Genomic DNA, 21720 nt, shown 5'->3' on the forward strand with positions numbered 1-21720 from the left:
ATATTAACCTTTCGGCGATCATCTGTACAAAACTGGAAAGTTCATCACATAGGGGTCAACTTTGGCATAGAATCCTTATGTAGTGGATAGATTGTTTTTGTGCCGAATCTATTTTTAATAGCACAAAAGTTTAGTGGTGCATAAGTGCAGCCAAATAAATATCAAACCATAAATAGCAATGATTGGGAGAAGAAGGAATGCGCGATGCGGTAACAAGTTTAATTAAGAATTATGACCTAGCTGGTCGGTATTTTGACCGGAATGCGATCGATAGCCTGAAGTCTTACTTTGACAGTGGTACAGCAAGAGTACAAGCGGCGGCGGCGATAAATTCTAACGCGGCTGCACTTGTCAAGCAAGCTGGTTTGAAGTTGTATGAAGAACTGCCGGAATTGATCCGCCCCGGTGGAAATTCCTATACAACTCGTCGTTATGCGGCTTGTCTGCGGGATTTAGATTACTACTTGCGCTACGCCACCTATGCGCTGGTTGCTGGAAACACAAATGTATTGGATGAGCGTGTGCTGCAAGGACTACGGGAAACTTACAATTCTCTAGGAGTGCCTATTGGGCCTACAGTTCGTGGTATCCAGATTCTCAAGGATCTGATTAAGGAACAAGTGGCAGCAGCAGGTGTGGTTAATACTGCTTTTGTGGATGAACCATTTGATCACATCACACGCGAGTTGAGCGAACAGGATATTTAAATTTTGCGTGGGCAAGGTGTCTGCCCTGACATAAACATAAATAGCGATCGCACTTTTGACTGTGTTGGCAAGGAGCGATCGCTTTTTTATGAACCCTACCAGGGGTTGAGAAGGGCTTTATCCAAGCTTTCGCCGTCATATGGCAACATCATGGGCTAAGTTTGGGGTTCGGATACTTCAGGAAAGTGAGTATCCCACAGTTTGTCCTTTTTCGATTGAGCAGATTCTAGATGAGGATTTTTGCGGGCTATAGAGGATTGCGATCGCGATCATATTGGTTTATGTCTAGATGGATGGACAGGTGAACCGAAAAGTTCTACAATCTGACTGATTGCGGTAAATTTACCTATTGCCCAATCCACATAAGCATAGTAAAGATTTTCCAGTGATTGCGTTTGATTGCGGAAGCACTAAATTAATATAAGAAAGTCTTTAAGTAAGGGGCAACAAACAAATGGATGTAAAGCTAATTCTAGCTGGATTAACAGTTATATTTACGCTTTCGTGCTTATTTTTTGGCACGAAAAATGGATTCTATGATTCAGATAACTATCACGGAAATGGCTCGGCACATTGAGATCAGTCTGTAGACACTTGGGCGGCTTCCCGTAGGGGGAGTTGGCTAAGATAGCTCAGAAGGTGCAAAGGGAAAATAAACAAGAGGCATTTTTTAGCTAGTTTGATGGCTTTCTCGTTAGCCCACCTTTCCGAACCAGTGCGGGTTCGGTGGAGGCGTCCTCCCCAATCAAAAATCCGTATTCTCAGGGTGTAGGGGCGCACGATATAAACTTACCCCTAAGTCACAAAACCAAAATTTGTGTAACTTTTGGCTTTTGGGATATGTCCATGATGATGAGGTTTGAGGGGAGGAGAGCATGAGGGATAATCTGTCGGCATCCTCTCGCGTAGATGCTGCGGAAGCAGGTAGTGAATTAGAATGTTTGCCCTATAGTGTCCAGCATGACAATGAGGGCGTGTGTTTATTGGTAAAGATGGGGCCACACCGCATCCTGTTGGACTGTGGTTTGGAGGATATTTCATCTCTGGCAAAGGGGCTTACTAAGTCGGTACGTGGAGCGAGTTCGCCCCTACCAGCAGATTTGGTTTTGATTAGTCATGCCCACCCAGATCACGCCAGAGGCTTACTGGCACTGCATGAAGCTTTTCCAAAGTTACCTATTTATGGCAGCGAAGTAACCAGCAAATTACTGCCGCTGAATTGGCTAGACCAAGACGCTGAGGAAATTTCCCAATTTTGTCATGCCTTGCCGTTGCGATCGCCTGTGGAATTCCAAGAGGGTCTAGTAGCAGAATTATTTCCCGCAGGGCATCTACCTGGAGCAGTAGCAATTCTCCTTACCTACACCACCCAGCAGCGGACTTACAAGCTACTCTATACAGGGGACTTTTTCCTGTCAAACTCCCGGTTGGTCGAAGGTTTGCGTTTAGAGGAACTGCGGGGCTTAGACTTGGATGTGCTGATCATTGAAGGCAGTTATGGCACATCCCGTCATCCTCATCGCCGCAACCAAGAAAATCAACTAGCAGAGCGAATTAATCGAGCGATCGCTGACCATTGTTCTGTAATCCTTCCCACCCCGGCTTTAGGATTGGGTCAAGAACTATTAATGCTGTTACGGTCACATCACCACTTCACCGGACGAGATTTAGATATCTGGGTAGATGGTGCTGTCGCAACTGGGTGTGATGCGTACCTAGAACTGCTACCCCACCTTCCCCCATCCGTGCAGAACTTTGCCCGCCATCAACCCTTGTTTTGGGATGAGCGGGTGCGTCCCCGCGTGCGTCGTTTACAACCAGAACATCGTCCCACTGTGGGCAAGTCACCTTGTATAGTCCTTACCGACTCTACATCTGATTTAGGTGAACACTGCCAACTAGACACAGGCCCTTGGCTGATCCTTGTACCAGAAAAAATTGATATAAAAGTTAACAAAGAATATTTAGCACCCACCACTGTCGAAACCTATCTCCTGGCTCAACATAGTGATGGCCCTGGTACTACGCAGCTAATTCATAATTTGCGACCCCAGCACGTCATTTTTGTCCACGGTTCTCCTGCCTATTTGGCAGATCTGACTAGCTTAGAGGAGTTGCAAAACCGCTACCATATCCATTCCCCGGCGGCTGGCACCTTAGTAGAATTACTCATCGGCGATACATTTTTACAACCCGCAGCGCCAGAAACTAACTACGAAGGCGAACTCACAGAGTTGGGAACAGTAATCACAATCACCCTACCCGATGTGATTACTGCTGATTCTCGTTGGCGGCAATTTGCCGATACTGGTTTAATCGAAGCTCGTTGGCAAGGGGAAGAACTAGTATTAAGGGGATTGTCTCAACGAGAACTACTCAGCCAAAATAGCGATCGCTATACATGGACAGATGTAGACTGTTGCGGTACATGCCGACATCAAAGGGGGCAGCGGTGTTGGAATCCAGCTTCCCCGTTATATAACTTTAAGGTAACTCTCGAAGGTTACTGTCCTGCTTTTGAAGGTTTATCTAGTCCTGAGTCTTAAGTGCTGAGTTAGGATTTATTACTCAGCACTCGGCGATAAGTCAAAACGGCGGCTTCCCTTGACTCTGAACGCCGGCTTCCGGCATTAGCGAGTCTGCGAGCGTCTGGCTTCGCCAACGCTAAGGGCGAACATAAGTTCGGTGGCCGATCTTAACTTCGGTGACTCAGCACTGATTATTCTGGATTCGAGTCAGTGTAATGGTTGCGGATGCGTTCAGCTTCGGGACAATCTTCAGTCATCAAAGGTTCCACATTACCGCGTGGTACTGAAGCCAATTTTTGCGTTACAGCACCAATGCTCTCGAGGCGAACCATTTCTTCCCAAGAACAAACTTCGTCCTCTTCTTCTGTTTCATAGCGTAGGGTCACTAAATCTCCCTCTATGTCGATGATGCGGGCGCGTTCAATCCAGCGTTGCTGGTCCCGCAAGAAAACACATACCTCGCGCCCATCGCAACACAGTTGATAAATCTTGCGGTGTAGCATGTACTGTTTCTGCCTTTTTAAACAACGTAGTTAAACCTGTCAAAATCTGGGTTCTACCCCATTACATTACACCTTTAAGAGGTTAATTTCACTGTTCAGAACAAGTACGCTTCATAACCCTATCCCAAGACTTGCTTGTAGTTTTCAAAATATCGGGAAATGTTGGGTCATCAATCAATGGTTGCTCTAGCAATAAAGTCAATCTCCCTCTGGCTGATTCTAGGGAATGTTTGCTTCATAGAAGTCAAACAATTCGGTACCTGTCCTAACCAGGTTCATATTTGTTGGTGAGTCATTATTACGATTATGTAACAAAGAATACTCCAAAACAATCGTTGATTGCGGTTGTTTAACTTGCCTACTTTTACTCATTGGCATTACTGGGAAGTCCGGGGACTCGGCTTTACTTTTACCCATGTGTATCTGATCTTAACTCATTCTCTTGCTGACCTTGACGGTTTTCAACGACAACATCCAAAGAGTTTTGAGTTTTTAAGGTTTTTGCTTGATCATGACTAAGAAAAAGGCAACGGAGTAGGGACAAGAGGTAGAGGGGCACAGCATATGGGGGGCACAGGGAAAATACCCTGAGAAAATTCCCCTCTGCTACTCTGCTTGTGTTATGGGACTATCAGCAAGATTTATAGGGTAGGGGAAATTCCATAAGCACGTTCGACGAGGACGCTTCTCGTTTAATTTGGCCGGCGCGAACTGCATTGTATAAGGCTGCCAGCGCTGACAAATCCTCTTCCTTCCAGCATTTAGTGGTCAGCACTTGATGTAGTAAACCCTCAGATTCAACACTAAGATATCCAGTTTGGAAAGCAGATTCAACAAGTGTACGAATCATCTTGATTAGGGCAGAGTAAACAATTTGTTAGGTCAAGTGTGTAACATTTTCCTCTGCTACTAATTGATATGGAACATGAATATTATGTGATTATAATTACACATAATTAGTGATTTACATCACAACAATGGGTGACAATATGAGCTTTAGGTGAATCTAGCTATTAATATACGGAGATAGATGGTTGCAAAACTTTTTAGCACCAATATTGAAAAGGCAGATGATTTAACAATATTAAAACATAGAGAAACTTTTAGGCAAGTATCTCAAAAATATAGTGAAATCTAAGCAATCAAGCAAAAAACTGGCGGAAATCTTCATCCTTTTGACTTAATTGCACCCAGTCTAGGTTTAAAGACTGGAATTTTTGCACCAAGCGATCGCAAGCAGGACGTTCGGTAGCGTAATGTCCGGCATCGATTAAAATAAGATTGCAATCGCGGCTTTCTTGAAACTGATGAAACTTACAGTCAGAAGTCAGATAAGCTTGAGCGCCAGTTTTGGCTACGGCTGAAATGTAACTAGCCCCTGAACCGCCCAAAACAGCAACTCGTGAAATTGTTTGCTGTAAATCAGTAGTTGGGGAAAAAATCAAATTAGGGGGAGAAAGTCGGGTTTGAATGGCTACGAGTAACTCCTGTAATGTCAAAAATGGCTCTAGCAAACCAACACGACCATATCCTAACCCTGCTTGTGTAGCTACTATGGGAGTCACTTCTTTGAGTTCTAAAATCTGAGCCAAAACGTCAGCAGTACCATCCTGCACTTGGTCAAAATTCGTGTGAGCAGTGTAAACACCAATATTGTGAGTAAAAGCTAACCGTACCATTTCTGCGATCGCTTCACCAGTGCGTAAAGATTTGGGAGGAGTAAAAATCAAGGGATGATGGGCAAATATCAGATTAGCATTCAGAGCGATCGCTTCCTGCATTACTGCTAAAGTCGGTGTCAAACACACCAAAACCCGTGTTTTTTCCTGCAAAACTCCTGGTTCAATCTGCCAGCCACAATTATCCCAGCTTTCACACCAAGCAGGATTTGCCCATGTTTCAAACCAAGTAATTAAATCAGCAATTTTCATAATTATTTTCTTTAGCAATTTTTAATTGCTAATCAGTGTCTCTGTGGTTGAATATTTAATTTTAATGCTAATTGCTGGCGGATTTCTTGGAAAGGTTTGTTCCATACAGGGCTAGCATTCCAGTTCCACACTGCTACCGGGATAAGTTGTTCTTCAGCAAGATAAGTTAGCAGACGGTATTCATCTTGTGGTTCACGAGAAAATGTGAAGGGATTGCGATAACCTGTGTCACATAGTTTATAAGATGTGATTTGACCGTGATTAATCCGTTGTAAAAGTTCTTTCCCTTTGGCAAGCAAATAATCAAAAAAACCAGACTAAAAGGCTCTATCTGTGCGCGTTTTTGTGGCTCTTTTTGTACCCATCTTGCCAAGTCAAATCCATAGATAAAATCGTGAACGTAACGGAAGCGCATTTCCGTTTTATTTCCGAACATCTCTGTCAGAGAAATCATCTTTTCACCAAAAACTTTTAAAAAAGCAATAGCACCCTCATCTGCTACTAAAGCCTGTCTAAGCATACTACTTACCAGAAAATCTAAATCCCAGAAGATATTTTCTGGAAAATTTTGCAACTGACTATACACTATAGATTCGAGAGTTTCTTGAAGGGTTGTGAGGAGTTTAATATTGGCCTTTTGTTCAGTAATCAAATTTCCCAATTCGGCAAAGCTGGTAATTAGTATTTTTTGGGGATTAAGTGACAACAGGTTAACAGACTGCTGGGCAAGCATTTCATCAATAAATTGGAAAGTATGAGTTTGTGTCAGTTCTTGCTTCATAGTAATTTAAATAGCCCAGCCAGCTTATACTAAATATTAGTTTATCTTGAAACAAGTAGGCTATTAAATAATCACAAATAAACTTAACTTTTCAGTTTACAAAATGACACGAATTATTTACTGTGTATCTGATTAATTTTAAAAACGTTTTTCATAAGAACTTATCATGGCGAAATTCATTTAATGCATATCACCGCACAGGTTACAATATTATATTTACAGTTTACGCAGTATAAACAGAGTATTTAAACTCTACAAAGCTACACTTTAAATAAATGAAAACTCAGAAATCTCTATCCCGAAATATGGACAACCAATTCTCTTAAATGACCGTGCTGGCGGTGTTCCCAAATATAAATTCCCTGCCAAGTTCCCAGCACCAAATGACCTCGATTAATAGGGATATGCTCAGAAGTTTGGGTGAGTGCAGTGCGAATGTGTGCCGGCATATCATCGGGGCCTTCTGCATCGTGGATGTATTTTCCCGATTCTGGCACAAGTTTTGCCATAAAGTTAGCTAAATCCACAAGGACATCGGGATCGGCATTTTCTTGGATCACTAAACTGGCTGAAGTGTGGCGCAAAAATAGAGTACAAAGACCAGTTTCCACTCCCGACTCTGCAACTGTGGCTTCAATTTTCGCGGTGATGTTATAAAAAGATTTGCCAGTAGTGGAAATTTTTAGTAACTTTTGGTAGTGAGTCATCTGTAATTTGATTGATTATTGACTAATAACCGTTGATTTTTTAGTTTGGATGATTTGCCTCACCATATAAATAAAGTTTATAGCGGTTTTCGTTTGGATGCAATACGCGCTTTGGGCGCACAGATGTGCGTCTCTGCTGTATTTTACGTAATTGAAAGCAGCTATAACCTGATCATAGGAAAGCTAGCAGCCTATGGGCGTTGCAGAATAGAGGTATGAATTAGAACGACGCCGAAAAAAACAAGATATGGCTGTGGACGGCGGTAAATCATCGTGTTCCGGGGATTATATCTGGGGTTTTACGGGAAGCGAAGTTCAGAAACTTTTAAACTCTTGTGGCAGATTAACTAAGATGTTGGCAGTCTAATTTTTATGTCACCGATGGATATCCTGTTTACCCTAGTTTTATCAGCAATGAAGATCAGATTGTGAGGAAAACTTATATGACTTGAGTAGAGGGAGAAAACAGTCGTTTAAGACATGATCTGGCTTGGTTACATGTCAAACTTTTTGTGATTCAAACTCAGAAGAAATCCTTAAGTATTCTATTCGATTAGTAATATATTATCTCAAGTCCGGTGATGATGCGCTATGCACCCGCAAGCTTGAAGCAATGTCTACGCCGGGCTATTCGCCGTCGCATGATTCATATTTTGATTCAGCAACGCCCAAAATTTAAGTAATGCGATCGTGCCAAGCATCCTGGCTAAATGATTACTTGTTAATCTTTAGGAACTGGCTTGTCGCAGAGTAGCCGCTTTATATCTACGCGTCCACGTCAGCGTTATTTTTACAGCTAGCGAACAAATAGCATGAGATATTTGTCTATACTTTTTGGAACTGATGAGTGGTAAAAAACAGGAGTGATAAGCTTTGATTATAGTTATCGACAATTACGACAGTTTTACATATAATTTAGTGCAGTATCTGGGAGAATTGGCAGCAGAATTCCCAGTGGCAGATGATATTAAAGTTTTTCGTAACGACAAGATATCCATAGATGAGATTCGGGTATTAAAGCCGGAAGCCGTGGTTATTTCTCCTGGGCCTGGTCGCCCGGAAGATGCCGGCATTTCTTTAGAATTGATTGAACAGCTAGGCCAAGAGTTGCCAATTTTGGGTGTTTGTTTGGGGCATCAAAGCATTGGTCAAGTATTCGGTGGTAAAATAATTCCTGCGCCAGAGTTGATGCATGGCAAAACCTCTCAGGTGTCTCATACTGGGGTGGGGGTTTTCCGGGGATTAGAAAATCCTCTAATCGCCACTAGGTATCATAGTTTGGTAATCGAACGTGAGACTTGCCCAGATGTGTTAGAAATCACCGCTTGGGTTGAAGATAACACCATCATGGGAGTGCGACACCGGAACTATCCTCACATTCAGGGCGTCCAGTTCCACCCAGAGAGTGTCCTGACATCTTCAGGAAAGCAGTTATTGCGAAATTTTCTGGAACAGTTACAGTCGAGAGCATAATTAATGAAACGACGACAGTTGATGGGCTATGCTGGGGCGGGGTTGGTCACAGCTTTAGTTACTACCTTGGGTTCTGAATCTCAAGCTGACGCACAATCTAGCGGTTTATCAGTTCAGTGGTTGGGTCATACTTGCTTTCTTTTTACTGGTGGCGGTGCGAAAATTCTCGTCAATCCATTTCGGTCGGTCGGCTGTACTGCTGGGTATCGTCCACCAAAAGTTGCAGCAGACTTAGTACTGATTAGCAGCCAACTGCTGGATGAAGGGGCTGTGGACGTACTACCAGGAAATGCAAAACTCATCTACGAACCAGGAGTTTACGAGTTCAAAGGCATTAAGTTCCAAGGAATTGCCATAGACCACGATCGCAAAGGTGGTAAGCAATTTGGCTCAAATACTTCTTGGAGTTGGAAGCAAGGCGGAATTAATATCCTGCACTTAGGGGGAGCTGCTGCACCCATTTCCATTGAGCAAAAAATCTTGATGGGGCGTCCCGATGTAGCCTTCATTCCAGTGGGAGGCAGTGCAAAAGCCTACAATGCTGAGGAAGCAAAGCAGGCTGTTCAAGTGTTAAATCCCAAGTTGGTGATTCCGACCCATTACCGGACACAAGCCGCTGATGCTGCTAAGTGCGATATTTCGCCACTCGATAATTTTCTGACCTTGATGCAAGGTGTGACAGTGCGGCGTAGCAATGGAGATACTATTTCCATTAACCCTAAAGATTTGCCGGAAAATAGCGTGATTCAGGTTTTGAGTTACAAGTTTTAAGGGGCAGGGGATGAGTGGATGAGAGAGCAGGGGAAGAATAATGACTCCTGCCTCCTGAATTCTGAATTTTGATTTTAGAACGTATACCACTCTGCACCAAGCTTATCTGCATCGCTGATGGGAGTCTCAACCGCTGTCGTTCCATCTATAGTCCAAATTTTGTCTGCACCTGCTGTCTGATCGCGCCAGTAGATGTCGGTCTTACCATCGCCGTTGAAGTCGCCAAGGGATGGTGTCAAGGCCGCGGTATTAGTCGGTAAGAAAGCTTGAGTAGCAACTGTTGTACCATCCATCAACCAAGCGGTGTTCTCACCAGTTGTGCCATTGTGCCAGAAGATGTCGGTCTTGCCATCGCCGTTGAAATCGCCAATTTTAGAAGTCCAGGCTGGGTCAAGTGTCTCCAGAGCACCCTCTGTGACTATGATCCCATTCATCGTCCAAACCTTGTTTTCACCTGTTTGAGCGTTTCTCCACAGAATGTCAGTCTTATAGTCGCCGTTGAAATCACCAAGGCTAGGAGTCCAAGCGGCGTCTTGTGATTGCAGCGCTAATTCAGTCTTTTGCGTACCATCCATAAACCAAGCAGTGTTATCGCCGGTTGTCGCATTGCGCCAGAAAATATCACTCTTGCCATTGCCGTCGAAATCAACAATGGTAGGAGTTAGTGCTGCGTCTGTAGTGTCTAGAACAGTTGCAGTCAGAACTGTGGTGCCATCCATCTCCCAAATAGCGTTCTCACCGGTTGTATTATTATGCCAGAAGATATCGGTTTTGCGATCGCCATTGAAATCGCCAATCTGAGGAGTCCAGGCTGGGTCAACGGTGGTGAGAGCAGCCGAATTAGCAACTTTGGTTCCATCCATCAGCACAATGCTATTCTCACCGGTTGTCTTATTGCGTAATAAGAAGTCGGTTTTGCCATCAGCATTGAAGTCAGCAATTTTGTAATCATAGGCAGATAGGTCGAATTTACCTAGAGAACCCTGGTCGATAACTTTTGTTCCATCCATCAACCGAATGATAATCTCACCGGTTGTAGAATCGACCCAAACTTTGTCCGTTTTGCCATCACCGTTAAAGTCAGGAGTAATCGCCGCACTAGTTAAGTAAGGATTAGGATTGGGATTTGCTGACGTTTTGACAGGCTGGGTCAACGGTTCATTTTTTAGTGTATATGAGGAACTCTTACTCCCAAATGCCGAATCATAATTTAAATTCTCAAAAGAAGATGTCAAGATTTTTGATTTTGCAAAAGAGTCTGATGCCCATCCAGATGTATTCAAAGATAAGGGTGAGGAATTTGTATTTCCAGACATGGTGTATTTTTATGATTGGTTATCATATTTTTTTAACTTTTTTTGACAATCTCTTTCTGTAACCAAATAACATTTACTAATTTTTCAAGATTTCTTTATAAATATTTTTTATTTGTTAATGTCATTATTTGAAGATAAATATCTGTTTGTTTTAAACGATTATTATGAAATTATCAAGTTCTATACAAGCAATTTCAAAAAAAAGTTTTGTTTTCTATATATATGATTAATTACAGATAAAATTTGATGATTTTATCTATTTTCTTTGATCTTTAAATGTTGTATCAAGAATATACTTGTATCTTTAACAGTTTATCAGTCAGATAAAAAATATCCACAATAGTAGTCTATCAAGTTTAAATTGATGGGTAAGCAAGTTCGTAGTAAGGACTTTAATCTTATTTTTTAAGCACTAAATTCCTTACTAAAAACCCTCAAAACTAGCTTGAAAAAGTACTAAGCGTATTTTTTTTACAAAGTTACAAATACGCGAAGAGAGAAGCAATCGCTACATTAGTCCTAATTCATTCGTATAATCTTTACCTTTATTTTCTTGGCACTTTCTCAAGTATTGACCGAATCACTATAGCAATCCGATTGGATTTTTTAAAAAATCTTCAGTATGTATAAATACCATTAATTCGTCTTTATTGGATTGGTCACGGAAGCGATCGCTTTTTTGTTGTGGGTTGAGTGGACATATTTTTCCGGTGTGTTGTTGAATTTATTAACTTATTAACTACCAGAATTGATATAAGATGAACGGTTAAAAAATTATTTTATAAATATCCTAAATCATTCAAAAACAACAAGATTCCCAAATTATTGAAAAATTCGAGGAGCTGAGTCTTTCAAGATAATTGATTATTCTCCAATAATTTATGACTTGAGTTGAAACAAATATTGGTTAGAATAACTTAGATTAGCAACTATTAAGAGGGATAATCTGTGCATCCTCTAGTTGTGAAAAGTGTAAAATAACACAATACTTTAATACACACATCAGTTATGCAAGCAGAATATCGGCAGCGTCGCAAGCAGTTAATGGCAAAAATTGGTGATGGCACAGCCATTTTTCGCAGTGCGCCAATGGCAGTGATGCACAACGATGTCGAGTATGTTTATCGCCAAGACAGTGATTTCTTCTACCTAACTGGTTTTAACGAACCACAGGCAGTTGCAGTGTTAGCGCCGCATCATTCAGAACATCGGTTTGTGCTGTTTGTCCAACCGAAGGATCGCGAAAAGGAAGTATGGACTGGTTATCTTTCTGGGGTAGATGCAGCCAAGGAAATTTATGGTGCTGATGAAGCTTACCCCATTAGCGAGTTAGATGAAAAGTTGCCACAGTATTTGGAAAAAGCCAGCCGGATTTATTATCACTTAGGACGCGATCGCGCTTTTAATGACCAAATCTTGGGACATTACCAGAGTTTACTGCGGACTTATCCTAAACGCGGTACAGGGCCGATCGCTATTGAAGATACTGGGCCTGTCCTCAACAGCATGAGACTAGTCAAAAGCGAAGCTGAGTTGGAATTGATGCGTCAAGCAGCTGCGATCGCCACTGAAGCACACAATTACGCACAAGAAATCGCCGCACCCGGACGTTATGAGTACGAAATTCAGGCGGAGATGGAACGCATCTTTCGAGTGCGGGGTGGGTTAGGCCCGGCTTATCCTTCGATTGTGGCTTCTGGTGTGAATGCTTGCGTACTGCACTACATTGAGAATAATCGTCAAATGCAGGATGGAGAATTACTGCTAATTGATGCCGGTTGTGCCTACGGTTATTACAACTCGGATATTACGCGGACATTTCCTGTCGGGGGTAAATTTACGCCAGAACAAAAGACGCTGTATGAGATTGTTTTGTCAGCGCAAAAACAAGCGATCGCTCAAGTGCAACCAGGTAATCCCTTCAAATTAATTCATGATACAGCAGTGCGCGTCCTCACGGAAGGTTTAGTTGAACTTGGCATCCTCAAAGGCGAAATTGACAAGTTAATTGAAGAAGAGAAATATAAGCCATATTATATGCATCGCACCAGTCATTGGTTAGGTTTGGATGTCCATGATGTGGGGGTTTACCAGCACGGTGAAGATAAGCCGCAGATTTTACAACCAGGCCAGATTTTGACAGTGGAACCGGGACTATATATTGTGCCAGATACCAAACTAGCAGAAGACCAGCCAGAGACTGATCCTCGATGGGTTGGCATTGGTATTCGCATTGAGGATGATGTGTTAGTTACATCTGATGGACATGAGGTGTTAACTGCGGGAGTTCCCAAGGCAGTGGATGAAGTGGAACGATAAGATAAACAAGGATTAAGGGCGTTGCTGAATAATGGGATGATTAAGGCTGACCCAAGGATGCGGTGATTATGTAGGGCTTGCAAAGTCTCAAATCATCCCGCAATTATGCAACGCCGAATTAACAAGTCAAAAGATTGGTAATTAATTTTAGCAGTGTGAGTTTAATAATATTTTTCCCTCTTTATTTAGCTTTGAGAAAGAATCCTTGATTTGAACTTGACTAGTTTCTACATTATCTTTGTTTAAATTATTAATAGTTTCTTTCACATCATTGTTTAAACTACTAATATTTTCTTTTACATCATTGGCTAACGTTAACTTTTGCTTCAAACTTTTATCATCTTCGTTTTGCGAAAATTGATAACTATTATCTTTATCATTATTAATTTGACTTACTAACTTCATAGATAGATGATCAATAGTAGCTATTGTCTCTTGTTGAACAGTTTTTTCTTTTTCTGCATACTGAATAGCAATAAGTGCTAAGTTAGCAATATACTTTAGTTTTAGCAAGTTTATTTCTGTAAATTCTTTATCTTCATTACTCCCAACTATCAGCACACCCCGTAGATAGTAATTTTCATCTAAAAGAGGTACACTTAGTTCTGAATTAGAATCATGAAAGTATGGTTTGTAGTTTTGTTGATCCTTAATCTTATTTACAAGTTTTGATTCTCCATATGTTTTAACTTCTTCCCAACTAGCAACACTTTTACTTAGCTGTCTGTTTGGATAACCGAGCGTGATAGATTCTTTGGTATTTGACTCAATAATAATTTCTCCGACATTTGCCCCTGTGATTTGTACAGCTTTTTTCACAACTAGCTTTAAGGTTTCCTGATTTATGATCTTGCGTTCAATATTGTTTAAACTTTGCATCCATCTATAATTATGAATAGCAGTAGCCGCTGAAGATGCTAAAGAGTCAATTATTTGCTTTTCCTCATTTGAGAAGCTATGAATTCGTCGGTAGTTAATAAACATGACTCCGACTATTATGTCATTGTTTGCTTTCAACAATATACCTGCTGCAGATTTAATTTCTTCTCGTTGAGCAAAGGGTAAATTTTTTAAAAGAGGTTCGCCATAATCTTGATCAGGATAAACATTTTTTCCACCATTAATCAGCGACAATATTATTGTATCGTCATCAATAGTTTCTGTTCGCATTTTTTCCTCATCCAAAAACTTACCTGCAAAAGTGGGTGGAGTTTGAAGTTTTTTTTCTGGTTGAATAAACTCATAAATAATAACAACACCTGCTGCCAAAATGTTCAATGTATTCCATGCAATATAATTTATCAAATTCTTATCTATCTCATTGAAAGATTGGGTAATATGTTGCAATGCAGATAGCTGACGTGCTTTTTCACGCACTTTTTGATATTTTATAACAGTTGTTATTGCATGAACAGCTGTATTAACAAAATTATTACCTAGACGTTGTAACTCTTCAGTAAATTCAGACTCTTCTCTAAAATGCACATATAATACTCCTGTCACAATAGTGTTTAATTGTTCTTGTTGATTAATAGTAGATATGCTACGTGGTATATTTTCATATGTAGTATTAATCAATAATGGAAAAGCAGCATAAACTTTAAAACCTCTTAAATGCGCTTTTTCACTAAAGCTGATATTACAATTTTTTTGAGAATAAGATATTACTTTAACTTCTTTTTCATCAATAGCTCTCCGTCCTAACCCATTCTTGCGAGGAGAGAATTCATGTTCATCTAATGCTTTGGCACCAATATCACCTTTAAAGACTTCATATATGTATTTTCCTTCTTGTTCTTGTTGCGGATTCCATAAAAAGTGCAATGTAGCTAAATTAGCATTAAAAAAACTCCTAGCACTCTCAACAATAGTTTCTAAAACATAACGTAGGCTGATTCGACGAATATTTAATGCTTGCTCAGCAACCAGTTTAGCTAGCGATCTTGCTTGTTCAAATGTAATTGATCTATCAAGGTTTTGATATCCTGCTTCTAACGTGCCAATAACCACCCGATCTTTGGCATTTGAAGGTCGTTCCTCCATGTATAAAACACGCCCATCTTGTTGCTTTTGTATAAAATTTTCTTCCCATTTATAGGAATTAAACCAGTCCTCTATCAGATGCTTTTTCTCATCATAAAATAGAAAGATAGGAGTAAAAATGCGAATAACTTTATCATGTCCGAACCTATCATATATACCTCGGTCAAATCGATCATCCCATCCACTAATAATTTCAGTTTGACCAGTTTTAACTATATCTGCTTGAATATCTCTTAATTTTTCGTTTTCTTGAATAGGATGCCTTGCTCGATCAACCCATTTTGTCGCTATACCAGTTCCATACACTGTTTCAATAGTATTTTGTTCTGGCATAACTAATGATATACTAATAAAGTCAAATTCAAATTGTTCTTCAATTTTTTTACATATATCATTAAATATAATTTCAGAGCTATCAAGCTCTGAAGCTGCTGATATTATTTTCTTATCAGCCTTGATAAGTTCTTCAAATATTTTGAGAGAATTATTTATTGAATTTTGACTCTTATAAACAAGATTTATCTGATTAATATCACTCAAATCAATATTTTTAAGATTAGCATTACTCAAGTTAGCATCTGTAAAATTGGCATCAATTAAATTAGCATTACTCAGGTTAGAATTTTCTAAGTTAGCACCTTTAAGATTAGCATTACTCAAGTTAGCACCTGTAAAATTGGCATCAATTAAATTAGCATTACTCAGGTTAGAATTTTCTAAGTTAGCACCGCTCAAGTCAGCGCCTCTTAGGCAAGCATTAATGAGATTAGCGTTCGTCAGGTCAGCACCACTTAACTTAGCATTAATGAGATTAACTTTCGTCAGATCAGCACCACTTAACTTAGCATTAATGAGGTCAGATCCTATGAGGTTAGCACCACTTAACTTAGCATTAATGAGGTTAGCTCCTGTCAAGTCAGTGCCACTCAGGTTAGCATTAGTGAGGTTAGCTTCTGTTAAGTTAACATCGATCAAATTTGCAACACTTAAATCAGTATGGCTAAGGTTAGCATTGCTCAAGTCAGCATCACTAAAATTTGCGTACTTTAAATTATCTTCACTAAGATCCTCACCACTGAAGTCTGCTCCTATATAATCCTTAGTTAAATCAAGACCAACTTTCTGAGCTAGCTCAGAAAGTTTTGCATTTGGGTGATTATGAATTACTTGAAAAAGCTCAGCAAGTTTTTCAACAGATGTTGGCTTATTCATCATATATTAACAACTACTCTACTCACATAATTATCTAGTCTATATTTTTCTTGAAGGTATTGCAAGCACAACCCAATTTCACTTTCTCTTTGTATTTTAGTTTTAGTTACCGATCCCCTGTCAGAGCATATTACTTTTATGTGATTACGATTAACATTTATTTTAAATATTGCCTCTAATTCAAAGTATTTACCTACTTCTAATAAGTCTATAATTCCTAGACATTGATCTTTCAGTGAACCTTCTAAAAATTCTGAGCCATTGAGCAATGTAAATTTCCATTTAGGAGCTTCAGGTATACCGCAATGCATTACTCTCCAATTGTATATTTCGTTATCGAAAGAATTTCCTTTATTTAAATCCATCCTTGCATTTGTTAATCCACATTCTAAATTACCTCTTTTTATACCAAAGATTATATTTACTATTGAGCCATCTTTTAGGGGAATTGGTTCTTCTTTGCTTTCGCAAAAATTAATGGTTAAAATCAGACGTAGATTTTGAGATGATTGACAATTATCATAAAAAAGCAGTGGATCAAAAGTAACTAAATCACAACAAATACATTCTCTACCTTGAATTTTTGATACAGGTTGTGACGCGACAGTTTGGCTCATCGGCGGAGCGCCGCTTGTGTCCGATGAGCCATTTAAGGGTGGAGCGGTCTTCCTATTAAATTCAACAACGCACCTTGAAGTTCTTTTAGTTTGTTATTATTGTCAGCCCAGTCTAATATCTCGTCTTGCCTCTGAAAAATTGTAAGAGTCCTTGAAGGACGTTGCACCTCTGGCATACCTATAATACCCATAATCCGTTGATTTTGATCCCGCGGGTTGAGTTTATCAAATAAATCAAGAATTCCTATCACTGTTGGCTCAGTTGTAGGTATCACTGTTGGCTCAGTTGTAGTTGGATTCAGGTCAGGAATCATTTTGCAACGCCGAACTCGAAAACTTTCATCATACTTTCCGTTTAACGTTTCTTCAATGCCATATTTTTGCTGTAGCTCAACATTGAGAGCATTATATGTATCTAAGTCAACAATAAACTCCCCAGGCTTGGCATTTGCTTCTAGCCGATAAGCCCTAACGATAACGTAGCCTGTAAACTGACCATTATCTTCAGTAATTTCGCCGGTTGCAGCACCAATACGGAACCATCTTTTCGCTGATTGTTCAGTTTTCTTAGCGTTATGCGATTGAGTAGCTTGATGAACAGCTTCGGCAAATCTATAGGCATCATTGGTATCCTCAAAGAGGATAACAGCATTGTCTCCATTACTCGCTATAACGACTTCTTCACGCTTCTGATTTACTTTGCTTAACCCACTATCAACAAATCCTTGAATTTGATTGTTGAGATGTGGTACAATCTGTACACCTAAATGTTCTTCTACTGTCTTGACAAGATTGCCATATCCGACTAAATCAAGTTCGACTACAGTTTTTCTCATAGCTTAGTTTTCCAGATGGCTTCTATCCTGAGAACTTTTTGACAATACGACTCTGTTATAGAGTTTTATAAACAACTAGGCTTATAATAATTGAGAATGGAATTGCTATAATCGAGGCAATTAAGACATACAAGGCATATGTAAAAACCTTAAATTTCAGAAATGTAATCTCAGAATTAATTGTGATTTGACTAGCAATGTCTTTGTATTCTTTTTTGTACCGTATGCTGAAATTTTCTTCAAAATAATACTTGTTTAACATATCTAGTAGTTGAGTTGAATTATATTTGTACAAATGTCCAAAATAATATAAATTATCTGTATCCTTTAACTCAATATTTGAATTTCTAGCTGCTTTGGTTTGCACCAATAATAGGCGCTCTAAATTTTTTTTTGGAAGAAAAGAAAGCGAACAGAATAAAGCACAAACGCAAAGTAAGGAAGTTGTTAACAATAGTCCAACGCGCAAGGAGCTTGGGAGATTTTGTGCTGTAGCCAAAAGGGTTATAGTTGCAGTAATACCAGCACCAGCAAAAGCAAGCAGGACAGCGTTCTTTGCTTCCGCAAACCTCAACCACTCATTGACGTTCTGAAAAATCACTAGCAGTTTGCTAGAAACCTCATCCATAAAACCTGCTCCTTTAATTTATCCATGTTGAGCCAGTAGCAAAACCAGCAGGCTCTAATTTATAGCAGTTTCCTTCTGTTGCAATTCACTAGGCGACCGTACTTCATTAGCTTTCAGCCATTGCTCAATCATCTCCACTACAACTTGACTCATGTTCAGACTTTGCAAAGCGCAGGCTGCATGGAACTGTTTTTTCAAGTTGTCTGCAATACTAGTGTGCATAGCAGCTAGTGTTATGAGTAGTGTCTATACAAAGCTACAAATGTACAGAACAGGATTCCAGACTAATATTAGCAATATCAGTAAATTTACGATAGTATTTACACTGAAATAAATATGAGCTGTTTACCCAAATGTTTTTGTATCCTTACTCAGCTTTAATCCCAGCATTTAAAAGCAATTTATCATTCATATTTATTTGCTAAGGAAGAGAAATATATGTTTACATTGCCTAGTACCTTTCTCCTGAGCTTATATAAGTCTCTAATTAGCCTCTGATAAATCTACCAACAAGATTTTGGAGGCAAAAATATGAAACTTCACTATCGTGGTCTGAGTTACGAATTCCACCCAAGCCAAGAAGCAAAACAACCATTTCAGCCAGTTACTCAGTCAGAAAGAGCTTATAACTTGATGTACCATGCAGTTACTTATCATGTTGATCGCAATGTTCAATCAGCAGAAGCTCCTTGATCACTACCAGCTAATAAATTGATTTGGGACTCACCTACTTTATAAATCAATACGGTTCAATTAAGGCTAAAAACTAAAACTAGCGTAGGTTGGGTTGAGGAACGAAACCCAACATTATCAAGGTTTTGTTGAGTTTCGCTATTGCTCAACCCAACCTACTGTTCTTCTTAACGGGACTTAAACATTTTTTCGGGAGAAACAAGCCTCAAACCTATGCAGGGTAAGGGAAATACACCAAAGACTCAAAAATAGCCCAAACCCAGATATATCAAGAAACTAATCAAAGCGATGTCAAAGTGTTTCTGTATATAGATTTGAGGCTATTTTTGGGGTATTTTTTGTCTAAGTCCCATTAACTGAACCGTATTGCTTTATAAATAGAACTAGACAAGTAGAAGTTACTGTAGTTTCTCAACCAGTAAGCACTTCAAAAGTTGAGACGGCAGTTTTTGGGTAAGTGTAGTTTCAAGAATAACTTGGTAAAAAAAATGAGGATAGTCAACACCATCCCCATTTGATTTTTTGTTCTTTTACTCATTTCCAGATATTAGCCCAGAAAAGAGTTAATTATTACAGTTGCGGTGCGTACTGCTGTTTCTCAGGGAGTTCAGCGTACTCAGCCACAATCTGGCGGAATTCTTCGCCGTCAATGGTTTCTTTTTCGATGAGCAGATCGACTAAGCGATCGGTGACAGTGCGATGATCGCGGATCAGCTTCTTAGCATTGTCGTAGCACTGTTCAACAATTTCCCTGACTTGTCCATCAATGCGCGAGGCAATGGATTCGGAATATTCAGATCGGGTTGTCCAGTCACGACCCAAAAATACTTCTCCCTGTTGGCTTTCTAAGGAAAGTGGGCCTAAGTTTGACATCCCGAACCGCGTCACCATCTGCCGTGCCATTCCCGACAACTGTTGTAAGTCTCCACCAGCGCCAGTTGTGACTTCAGCAGGGCCAAAAATCACCTCTTCGGCGGCGCGACCACCCAAAGCACCTGTAATTCTGGCTTTGAGTTGAGAACGGGAAATTAACCCCTGTTCTTCGTTGGGAGTAAACCAAGTTAAACCCTGTGCTTGTCCCCGTGGGATCAGCGTAACTTTCTGTACTGGGTCATGGTCTTTTAACAAAGTCCCAACTAAGGCGTGTCCAATTTCGTGGTAAGCAATTAAACGCTTGCTCTTGCTATCTACCAAAGGAGTACCTTCCATCCCCGCAACTACCCGATCCACTGCATCATCTATTTCGCGGAGAGTGATAGCTTCTTTGCGTCTTCTAGCAGTGAGAATTGCGGCTTCGTTGAGTAAGTTGGCTAAATCAGCACCAGTGAATCCAGGAGTGCGGCGAGCGATCGCATCCAAAGATACGCTAGTGTCTAGTTTCTTATTCCGCGCATGGACTTGCAAGATTTCCAAACGCCCTTTGATATCGGGCGGATCGACTGTTACTTGTCGGTCAAAGCGACCCGGACGCAACAATGCTGAGTCTAGTACGTCGGGACGGTTGGTGGCAGCAATAATAATGATGCCTGTATTACCTTCAAACCCATCCATTTCGGTGAGGAGTTGGTTGAGGGTTTGCTCTCTCTCATCGTTACCGCCACCGATACCAGCACCCCGTTGGCGTCCTACGGCGTCGATTTCATCGATGAAGATGATACAAGGGGCATTGTCTTTGGCTTTCTTGAACAAATCGCGGACGCGGGATGCACCCACACCAACGAACATTTCCACAAATTCCGAACCGGAAATACTGAAGAAAGGTACACCTGCTTCACCAGCGATCGCTTTTGCTAGTAAAGTTTTACCAGTTCCAGGAGGCCCAACTAACAGCACTCCCTTGGGAATCCGTGCGCCCACAGCGGTAAATCTTTCTGGCTGTTTGAGGAAGGTGACGACTTCTTGCAGTTCTTCCTTAGCTTCTTCGATCCCAGCTACGTCGTCAAATTTGACCCCGGTTTTCGCCTCCATTTGGAAACGCGCTTTGGATTTGCCGAAGTTCATCGCTTGACCTGGCCCGCCGGGGAGGTTACTAGAACGCCGGAACAAAAAGAACAGCCCAGTAATCAATAAAACTGGAAATATGAGATTACCCAACAATCCCCAAATTGCGCCATCATTCCGCATGGGGTGAGCATCAAAACTGATGTCTTTTTCTTTGAGCTTGCTAATTAACTCAGGAGCGTTAATAGGCAAATCCACCCGCCACCTTTGGACGCGATTTTCGATTTCTGGATCGCGGGCTTCTATAATTGCTGTCCTACCGCCTTCGTACAGATCCACGCTGCTGACGCGATCGCCGTCCAAGTATTCTAGAAAGCGACCATAAGTCATGCGGGTATTGGCTGTATTCTTACTCATGTCAGCAGGAGCGCCTGCAAAGGCCCCTTGCCAGAAGAAAAAGCCAATTACCAAAGCCGGCAATGTCCAGAGTACTAGGACTTTCCAGGAGAATTTCATCTTAATTTGCCTCTAGATGCCTATACAACTCGTTAGCCTTAGCAACCAAATGTTCATCACTCTGTCACTTTCAGCTGTTAAACGGATGTTTATAAATCCATTTTTCCATTTTGTTTAATTTGATCTCTTATATGCACTCCCATAGAGCGATCGGCGCATTATGGCAATGCCAACAAGAATCTTAATCAAAGTTAACTT

The 21720-nt window shown here is 40.5% G+C and carries 17 protein-coding genes and 2 pseudogenes; 7 read left to right on the forward strand and 12 right to left on the reverse strand.

The genetic code is table 11. From position 1 onward, the window contains the following. Positions 1-197: 197 nt before the first annotated feature. Positions 198-707: an allophycocyanin subunit beta gene (apcB, locus tag V7K30_RS24540; RefSeq protein ID WP_335003763.1), complete on the forward strand. Its 510-nt coding sequence runs from the start codon at positions 198-200 to the stop codon at positions 705-707. Between the two features lie 875 nt (positions 708-1582). Then, the gene (locus V7K30_RS24550) at positions 1583-3253 is read left to right on the forward strand and encodes an MBL fold metallo-hydrolase (protein ID WP_335003765.1); all 1671 of its coding nucleotides are present in this window, start codon (positions 1583-1585) and stop codon (positions 3251-3253) included. A 173-nt stretch (positions 3254-3426) separates the two neighbouring features. Here V7K30_RS24550 and V7K30_RS24555 read toward each other — a convergent pair whose 3' ends face one another. The 5 genes and pseudogenes from V7K30_RS24555 to V7K30_RS24575 form a co-directional block, all read right to left on the reverse strand. Next, positions 3427-3738 (reverse strand): DUF6679 family protein, encoded by a 312-nt coding sequence (locus V7K30_RS24555; protein WP_196514463.1) that lies wholly within the window; start codon positions 3736-3738, stop codon positions 3427-3429. Between the two features lie 631 nt (positions 3739-4369). After that, complete coding sequence (locus V7K30_RS24560; RefSeq protein ID WP_335003768.1) at positions 4370-4588, reverse strand: hypothetical protein; 219 nt, start codon at positions 4586-4588, stop codon at positions 4370-4372. Between the two features lie 292 nt (positions 4589-4880). After that, positions 4881-5669 carry a Nif3-like dinuclear metal center hexameric protein gene (locus tag V7K30_RS24565; protein ID WP_335003770.1) on the reverse strand — a complete coding sequence of 263 codons (789 nt, stop codon included), beginning with the start codon at positions 5667-5669 and terminating at the stop codon, positions 4881-4883. Between the two features lie 32 nt (positions 5670-5701). Beyond that, a pseudogene (locus V7K30_RS24570) lies at positions 5702-6450 on the reverse strand (hypothetical protein). Between the two features lie 293 nt (positions 6451-6743). Then, complete coding sequence (locus tag V7K30_RS24575) at positions 6744-7157, reverse strand: secondary thiamine-phosphate synthase enzyme YjbQ (protein WP_335003774.1); 414 nt, start codon at positions 7155-7157, stop codon at positions 6744-6746. 230 nt (positions 7158-7387) lie between these two features. On the opposite strand from V7K30_RS24575, the pseudogene V7K30_RS34365 reads away from it, so the two are divergent. The 3 genes and pseudogenes from V7K30_RS34365 to V7K30_RS24585 all read left to right on the forward strand — a co-directional run. Continuing rightward, positions 7388-7836: pseudogene (locus V7K30_RS34365) on the forward strand (IS1 family transposase); the annotation flags it as partial. A 194-nt stretch (positions 7837-8030) separates the two neighbouring features. Then, positions 8031-8630, forward strand: a complete 600-nt coding sequence (locus tag V7K30_RS24580) for an anthranilate synthase component II (protein ID WP_335003775.1) — start codon at positions 8031-8033, stop codon at positions 8628-8630. Between the two features lie 3 nt (positions 8631-8633). After that, on the forward strand, positions 8634-9401 hold the full coding sequence (locus V7K30_RS24585; protein WP_335003777.1) for an MBL fold metallo-hydrolase: 768 nt from the start codon (positions 8634-8636) through the stop codon (positions 9399-9401). Between the two features lie 74 nt (positions 9402-9475). On the opposite strand, the gene V7K30_RS24590 is transcribed toward V7K30_RS24585, so the two are convergent. Further along, positions 9476-10717, reverse strand: a complete 1242-nt coding sequence (locus V7K30_RS24590; RefSeq protein WP_335003779.1) for an FG-GAP repeat domain-containing protein — start codon at positions 10715-10717, stop codon at positions 9476-9478. A 1008-nt stretch (positions 10718-11725) separates the two neighbouring features. Between V7K30_RS24590 and V7K30_RS24595 the strand changes: the two genes are divergently transcribed. Then, complete coding sequence (locus tag V7K30_RS24595; protein WP_335003780.1) at positions 11726-13036, forward strand: aminopeptidase P N-terminal domain-containing protein; 1311 nt, start codon at positions 11726-11728, stop codon at positions 13034-13036. Between the two features lie 147 nt (positions 13037-13183). On the opposite strand, the gene V7K30_RS24600 is transcribed toward V7K30_RS24595, so the two are convergent. Genes V7K30_RS24600 through V7K30_RS24620 form a run of 5 tightly spaced genes read right to left on the reverse strand, consistent with a single transcriptional unit; the run spans position 13184 to position 18594 of the window. Continuing rightward, the gene (locus tag V7K30_RS24600) at positions 13184-16294 is read right to left on the reverse strand and encodes a pentapeptide repeat-containing protein (RefSeq protein WP_335003782.1); all 3111 of its coding nucleotides are present in this window, start codon (positions 16292-16294) and stop codon (positions 13184-13186) included. Continuing rightward, positions 16291-16908 carry a hypothetical protein gene (locus tag V7K30_RS24605; RefSeq protein WP_335003784.1) on the reverse strand — a complete coding sequence of 206 codons (618 nt, stop codon included), beginning with the start codon at positions 16906-16908 and terminating at the stop codon, positions 16291-16293. The genes V7K30_RS24600 and V7K30_RS24605 overlap by 4 nt, the downstream gene beginning before the upstream one ends. 32 nt (positions 16909-16940) lie before the next feature. Further along, the gene (locus tag V7K30_RS24610; RefSeq protein WP_335003786.1) at positions 16941-17744 is read right to left on the reverse strand and encodes a hypothetical protein; all 804 of its coding nucleotides are present in this window, start codon (positions 17742-17744) and stop codon (positions 16941-16943) included. 55 nt (positions 17745-17799) lie between these two features. Beyond that, positions 17800-18372 carry a hypothetical protein gene (locus V7K30_RS24615; protein WP_335003788.1) on the reverse strand — a complete coding sequence of 191 codons (573 nt, stop codon included), beginning with the start codon at positions 18370-18372 and terminating at the stop codon, positions 17800-17802. 54 nt (positions 18373-18426) lie between these two features. Then, entirely contained in the window at positions 18427-18594 is a 168-nt protein-coding gene (locus tag V7K30_RS24620) for a hypothetical protein (RefSeq protein ID WP_335003789.1), read from the reverse strand. A gap of 309 nt (positions 18595-18903) precedes the next feature. Between V7K30_RS24620 and V7K30_RS24625 the strand changes: the two genes are divergently transcribed. Next, on the forward strand, positions 18904-19065 hold the full coding sequence (locus V7K30_RS24625; RefSeq protein ID WP_335003791.1) for a hypothetical protein: 162 nt from the start codon (positions 18904-18906) through the stop codon (positions 19063-19065). Between the two features lie 570 nt (positions 19066-19635). On the opposite strand, the gene ftsH2 is transcribed toward V7K30_RS24625, so the two are convergent. After that, positions 19636-21522 (reverse strand): ATP-dependent zinc metalloprotease FtsH2, encoded by a 1887-nt coding sequence (gene ftsH2, locus V7K30_RS24630; protein WP_335003793.1) that lies wholly within the window; start codon positions 21520-21522, stop codon positions 19636-19638. Between the last annotated feature and the right edge of the window lie 198 nt (positions 21523-21720).

This window comes from Nostoc sp., from assembly GCF_036917655.1.
Lineage (GTDB): Bacteria > Cyanobacteriota > Cyanobacteriia > Cyanobacteriales > Nostocaceae > Nostoc.

Bases quoted from the DNA above. Each gene is read 5' to 3' on its own strand.
- V7K30_RS24595 (WP_335003780.1), top strand. From the start codon at position 11,726: ATGCAAGCAGAATATCGGCAGCGTCGCAAGCAGTTAATGGCAAAAATT.
- V7K30_RS24610 (WP_335003786.1), bottom strand. From the start codon at position 17,744: ATGAGAAAAACTGTAGTCGAACTTGATTTAGTCGGATATGGCAATCTT.
- V7K30_RS24560 (WP_335003768.1), bottom strand. From the start codon at position 4,588: ATGATTCGTACACTTGTTGAATCTGCTTTCCAAACTGGATATCTTAGT.
- V7K30_RS24585 (WP_335003777.1), top strand. From the start codon at position 8,634: ATGAAACGACGACAGTTGATGGGCTATGCTGGGGCGGGGTTGGTCACA.
- V7K30_RS24565 (WP_335003770.1), bottom strand. From the start codon at position 5,669: ATGAAAATTGCTGATTTAATTACTTGGTTTGAAACATGGGCAAATCCT.
- V7K30_RS24625 (WP_335003791.1), top strand. From the start codon at position 18,904: ATGAAACTTCACTATCGTGGTCTGAGTTACGAATTCCACCCAAGCCAA.
- ftsH2 (WP_335003793.1), bottom strand. From the start codon at position 21,522: ATGAAATTCTCCTGGAAAGTCCTAGTACTCTGGACATTGCCGGCTTTG.
- V7K30_RS24615 (WP_335003788.1), bottom strand. From the start codon at position 18,372: ATGGATGAGGTTTCTAGCAAACTGCTAGTGATTTTTCAGAACGTCAAT.
- V7K30_RS24555 (WP_196514463.1), bottom strand. From the start codon at position 3,738: ATGCTACACCGCAAGATTTATCAACTGTGTTGCGATGGGCGCGAGGTA.
- apcB (WP_335003763.1), top strand. From the start codon at position 198: ATGCGCGATGCGGTAACAAGTTTAATTAAGAATTATGACCTAGCTGGT.
- V7K30_RS24605 (WP_335003784.1), bottom strand. From the start codon at position 16,908: ATGAGCCAAACTGTCGCGTCACAACCTGTATCAAAAATTCAAGGTAGA.
- V7K30_RS24575 (WP_335003774.1), bottom strand. From the start codon at position 7,157: ATGACTCACTACCAAAAGTTACTAAAAATTTCCACTACTGGCAAATCT.
- V7K30_RS24550 (WP_335003765.1), top strand. From the start codon at position 1,583: ATGAGGGATAATCTGTCGGCATCCTCTCGCGTAGATGCTGCGGAAGCA.
- V7K30_RS24590 (WP_335003779.1), bottom strand. From the start codon at position 10,717: ATGTCTGGAAATACAAATTCCTCACCCTTATCTTTGAATACATCTGGA.
- V7K30_RS24600 (WP_335003782.1), bottom strand. From the start codon at position 16,294: ATGATGAATAAGCCAACATCTGTTGAAAAACTTGCTGAGCTTTTTCAA.
- V7K30_RS24620 (WP_335003789.1), bottom strand. From the start codon at position 18,594: ATGCACACTAGTATTGCAGACAACTTGAAAAAACAGTTCCATGCAGCC.